The organism is Pseudomonas sp. EB271-G4-1 (genome assembly GCF_058791355.1).
Genome location: NZ_JBYTEO010000128.1, coordinates 1 through 5,483 on the forward strand (window position 1 = coordinate 1; position 5,483 = coordinate 5,483).

Here is a 5,483-nt window from a genome sequence, read left to right on the forward strand (position 1 = left end):
CCGAGTGGTGGGGCAAAGCCTTTTGGTTCCTTTTTGGCGTTTGAAAAAGGGACTCGCCGTAAGGGCGAAACCATAGGCGGCCGTTACCGCAGCAATGGATATGTACTCAGTCACCAACATCCTGGTCGGCTGTCAGGCCGCCATCACAAGTGCACTGACAATCAAAAACCAGTGCACTTTGCGCCAAGCCAGCCCCTGGTTCGAGCGCGTAGTTTTGTGTCGTGGGTTAGACGTTCGTCCTGACCTCCACCTGAATAACAACAAGATTTCTGGTGACCCATGAGCACAGTAGATCCGATCACCCTGGCAGTCGTGCGTGGCGCGCTCGAAACCGCGCAACGGGAAATGACCATCACCCTTGAGAAAACCGGTCGTTCAAGCGTTTTCAACCTGGCCCACGATTACTCCAACGCACTCTTCGATCACCTTCCGGAAATGATCCTGCAAGGCCAGGACATCCCGATTCACCTCGGATCGCTGATTCCGGCGATGAAATGCGTGGCCGGTTTCTTCGGCGATGACGTCCAGGAAGGCGATGTGATTTATCACAATGACCCCGCTTACATGGGCAGCCATATTCTCGACTGCTGCATGTACAAACCGGTGTTCTACCAAGGCGAGCTGGTGTTCTGGGCGGTGTGCAAAGGTCACCTGACCGACATCGGCGGACCGGTGCCTGCCGGCTACAACCCGGATGCCAGGGAAATCTACGCCGAAGGCTTGCGGATCCCGCCGGTCAAGCTCTGGTCCCAAGGCAAGCGCCGTGAAGACGTGATCAACCTGCTGCTGACCAACATGCGCGCCCGGGCCTATCAGGAAGGCGATCTCAACGCCCAGTACGGCGCCTGCAATGTGGGTGAACGGCATTTGCTGGAACTGCTCGATCGTTATGGCGTGGCGCAGGTGCGTGCGTGTATCGCCGAATTGAAAGACATGGCGGACCGGCACATGCGGGCCTTGCTGCGAGAAGTACCGGATGGCCTCTACAGCGGCACTGCCGTGCTGGAAGACTCGGGCCATGGGCTGGGTGAACTGTCGATCACCGCGCAAGTGGAAATTCGCGGCGACGAGGCGCACATCCTGATCGAAAGTCCGCCGCAGGTGCCGTACTTCATCAACTCCTACGCCGGCAACTCGGTGTCCGGGGTGTACCTGGGGCTGATGATGTTCGCCCAGGTACCGCCACCGTACAACGAAGGGCTGTACCGCTGCGTGACGGTCGACCTCGGCCCGCCGGGCACCTTGTGCAACGCCCAGGAACCGGCGCCCCACGTCAACAGCACCACCACACCGATGGAAACCCTGGCCGACGCGGTGCGCCAGGCCCTGGAACAAGCGGCCCCCGATCGGGTCACGGCCTCCTGGGGCCACGCCAGCGGGATCAACATTGCCGGCCATGATCCGCGCAATGGCAACGACGAGTACGTGACCATGGTGCTCGCCTCGATCATTTCCGGCGCCGGTGCGAACAAGGCCATGGACGGTTGGCCGGCGTGCGGTCCGTTGTGCTGTTTCGGCGCGTTGATGTCCGGTGATATCGAGTTGCTGGAGTACGCCTACCCGATCCTCATCCATCGCTACAGCCTGATGACTGACAGCGGTGGTGCCGGCGAATTTCGCGGTGGTTCTGGCACGCGAATCGAAATCGAACCGCTGGATCACGCGATGACCGTGGTCGGTTTTGGCGAGGGTCGACAACTGCCGACGTCTGGTGCCGCGGACGCGAACAACGTCCTGCTCGAACCGAAGCTGGGCCGATTGATTCACCGCAAGAACGACGGTGAGGAGCAGTCCTTTATCTACAACGCGCAGCTCATCGCGCAACCGGGCGAACGGGTGATCAACATCAACCCTGGCGGCGGTGGCTATGGCGATCCCCTGCGGCGCCCGGTTGCCAGCGTGGCCGACGACGTACGCAACGGCCTGGTGTCCCGCGAAGGCGCCCGCCTGGAATACGGCGTGGTGATCGACGGCAACGGCCAGGTCGATGACGCCGCGACTCGTGCGTGCCGCGCCACGCATTGATCGCCCCCCTTTGAGCTATCTGGAACCCCTGATCATGAGCAAGCAACAATATCGCCTGGGCATCGACGCCGGCGGCACCTTCACCGATTTCATCCTGGCCGATCGCAGCGGCAACGTGCAGTTGTTCAAGGCACCGTCGACGCCCCAGGACGGCACGATCGCCATCCGCAACGGGCTGGCGCAAATCGCTGACGCCATCGGCCGCACCCCCGCCGAAATCATTGGCGACTGTGACCTGTGCATCAACGGCACCACCGTGGCCCTCAACGCGTTGATCGAGAAAACCGGGGTCAAGGTTGGCCTGCTGTGCACCGAAGGGCATGAGGACAGCCTGGAAATCCGCCTGGGCCACAAGGAAGACGGCCATCGCTACGATGCCAGCTACCCGCCGGCCTACATGCTGGTGCCGCGTCATCTGCGGCGCCCCATCGGCGGCAGGATCCTCAGTGACGGCAGCGAATACGCCGCCCTCGACGAAAACGCGATTGCTGAAGCAATCGAGTATTTCCGCGAACAGGACGTCAAGGCCGTGGCCATTTCGTTCGTCTGGTCGGTGCGCAATCCGAGCCACGAACAACGCGCCGCCGAGAGGGTGCGCGCGGCATTGCCGGGTGTATTCGTCTGCACCGGCAACGAAGTGTTCCCGCAGATCCGCGAATACACCCGCACCTCGACCACCGTGGTCAACGCGTACCTGAGCCCGGTCATGGGCCGCTACATCGAACGCATCGACGCCTTGTTCGAAGAGCTCGGCGCGCAGCAGCCCACGCGCTACTTTCAATCCAACGGTGGCCTGGCACCCGGTGTGGTGATGCGCGAACGCGCGGTGAATGCGATCAACTCAGGGCCCGCGTCCGCGCCGCAAGCCGGGTTGTGCGTGGCGCAGCCATTCGGCATAGACAACGTGATCACGGTGGACATGGGCGGCACTTCGTTCGACATCACCTTGAGCAAGTCAGGACGCACCAACTTCAGCAAGGACACTGACTTCCTGCGCTATCGCATCGGCGTGCCGATGATCCAGGTGGAAACCCTCGGCGCCGGAGGCGGCTCGATCGCCTATCTCGACGATTTCGGCATGCTCCAGGTCGGCCCGCGCAGCGCCGGCGCCAACCCGGGACCGGTGTGCTACGGCAAGGGCGGCACCGAGCCGACCGTGACCGACGCCAACCTGGCCCTGGGTTACCTGGCCGACGGCGCGCTGTTGGGCGGCAGCATCCGGCTCAATCGCCAGGCCGCCATAGAGGCGATCCGGAGCAAAATTGCCCAACCCTTGGGCATCAGCGTCGAACGCGCGGCGATCGGCATCATCACCTTGGTCAACCTGAACATGGTCAGTGGCATTCGCCGGGTGTCGGTCGAACGCGGCTATGACCCACGTGACTTTGCCCTGATCGGCGCGGGCGGTGCGGCGGGCATGCACGTCATGCGCCTGGCCGAAGAAATCGGCAGCAAGGTGGTGCTGATTCCGAAAGTGGCTTCCGGGCTGTGCGCCTACGGGCAGATTCTTTCCGATATCCGCTACGACCAATTGACCACGCTGCCGATGCGCCTCGACGACGAACTGGTCGACCTGCCGTTGCTCAACCAGACCTTGCGTGACCTGCGCGAGCGCGGGATGAAAAACCTGCGCGACGATGGCTTTGGCGCTGGTAATAACGTCCAGTGCCTCTACAACCTGGAGATCCGCTACCTCGGTCAGATTCACGAGTGCAGCGTCGAGCTGACCTGCGATCAGCTGGATCAGTCGGGCCTGGTTGCGTTGCGTGAGGCGTTCCATACCCGGCACAAGGCGCTGTTCTCCTACAGCGAAACCGAGAGCCCGGTAGAACTGGTGAACCTCGAGTGCTCGGTAATTGCGCGCCTGCAACGTCCGCCCATGCCGGAACTACCGCCGGCTACCGATGATGTCGCGCCTAAGGCCACCGATCATCGGTCGATGTTGTTCAGCGCCCAGTCGTCCTGGCAGCAAACGCCGGTGTACAACGGTGACCGCTTGCAATCGGGGCAAACGGTAAAAGGCCCCTGCGTGATCGAAGAGGCGACCACCAACATCGTTGTCCCTCCTGGCTGGCAGGCCACGCTCGCGCCATCGGCCACCTACCGGCTGACACCCGGTGATTGACCGCCCGTAGACATTGGCAAATGATGGCAACCCAACGGTGCCGACGGCTTTTTTGCGTCGGCACCGTCCTCATAATAAAAAAGATACGAGGGCAGCCATGGCCTACAAACTCTCCACACGCTCCTGGCCAGACAGTCAACGCCAGCCGCTCTGGGCCCAGGCCATTGGCAGTGCCTACTTTCCGCTGTCCCTGGAATTCGCACCTGACCGCCCTTTCAGCGGCAGCCTGCAGATCTGGGAAACCGGCAGCACCGCGCTAACCCTTTCTCGCTTGCGCTCCAGCCAACTGGGCTATTCGCGCAGCAAAGCCCAAGTCAGCGAAGACCACGAAGCCTGCTACCTCGTCACCGTACCGCGGCGCAGCGAAGTGCATTTCGAACAGGACGGCCGCGCCTTGCATTGCCAACCGGGTGGTTTCATCTTCGAACGGGGCGACGCGCCCTACCGCTTTCACTATGCCAGCGACAACGATCTGTGGGTGTTCAAGCTCCCCGAACGCGCGCTGCATGGCCAATTGCGCGGAGCCGAACGCTACACGCGCCTGTGCTTCGACGCCAGGCGCGCACTCGGGCGGGTCTTTGTCGACCAACTGGCGATGTGCGCCGCACGTTTCGACGAGTGCGACGAGGCCGCCCGGCATATGCTGCTGGAGCAGGCCCTTTCGACGTTGTTGATGGCATTGCGTGATGATGAGCGGGTGCTGAGCAGCGAAAGCTCGAACCTGGCCGCCCTGCATTTGCAACGCATCGAGCAGTACGTCGACCAGCAACTGGGCAACCCGGACCTGGCGCCGCCGATGATCGCCGAGGCCTGCGGGTTGTCCGTGCGTTATGTGCACAAACTCTTCAGCACCACGTCCTACAGCCTCGGCGAATGGATTCGCCTGCGCCGCCTTGAGGCGGTCAACAGAGGCCTGCGCGACCCCAACTGCCACCTGTCGATCGGCGAGCTGGCCATGCGCTGGGGCTTCAGCGACCAGGCGCAATTTACGCGAAGCTTTCGCCAGCACTTTGGGTGTACGGCCAGGGAAGTGCGCAGTGGGGTTCGGTTGGCTGCGTCTTCGAATATTGGTGTCTGAGGCAGGTTTCAGCTCTGACAGCCGAGCCGTTCCCTTGGTGTACATATCCATTCCTGCGGTAACGACCACTCAGGGTTCCGCTTTAACTGTAGGAGCCAGGCTTGCCGGCGAAGGCGTCCTGGCAGGCGATAATTGTCTTTCAGGCGTACATATCCATTGCTGCGGTAACGACCACTTGGGGTTTCGCCCTTACGGCGAGTCACTTGGAAAAACGGAACGCCGCCCGGCCCCAAGTAACCAAGGGCTCTTGCCCCT

General features: G+C 62.1%; 3 protein-coding genes. All 3 read left to right on the forward strand.

Features of this window, described 5'->3' with window-relative positions:
- The first annotated feature begins 279 nt into the window (after positions 1 to 279).
- A complete protein-coding gene (gene capB, locus AC3WWR_RS30665) occupies positions 280 to 2,025 on the forward strand; it encodes a caprolactamase subunit beta (RefSeq protein WP_033042672.1) in 1,746 nt (581 codons plus the stop codon).
- 34 nt (positions 2,026 to 2,059) lie between these two features.
- Positions 2,060 to 4,150, forward strand: coding sequence for a caprolactamase subunit alpha (gene capA, locus AC3WWR_RS30670; RefSeq protein WP_033042676.1), 2,091 nt, complete (start codon positions 2,060 to 2,062; stop codon positions 4,148 to 4,150).
- Positions 4,151 to 4,247: 97 nt separating this feature from the next.
- Positions 4,248 to 5,228 carry an AraC-like ligand-binding domain-containing protein gene (locus tag AC3WWR_RS30675; protein WP_020800834.1) on the forward strand — a complete coding sequence of 327 codons (981 nt, stop codon included), beginning with the start codon at positions 4,248 to 4,250 and terminating at the stop codon, positions 5,226 to 5,228.
- Positions 5,229 to 5,483 lie beyond the last annotated feature (255 nt).

Coding starts and splice junctions, on each gene's coding strand:
- capB (WP_033042672.1), top strand. CDS start 280: ATGAGCACAGTAGATCCGATCACCCTGGCAGTCGTGCGTGGCGCGCTC.
- capA (WP_033042676.1), top strand. CDS start 2,060: ATGAGCAAGCAACAATATCGCCTGGGCATCGACGCCGGCGGCACCTTC.
- AC3WWR_RS30675 (WP_020800834.1), top strand. CDS start 4,248: ATGGCCTACAAACTCTCCACACGCTCCTGGCCAGACAGTCAACGCCAG.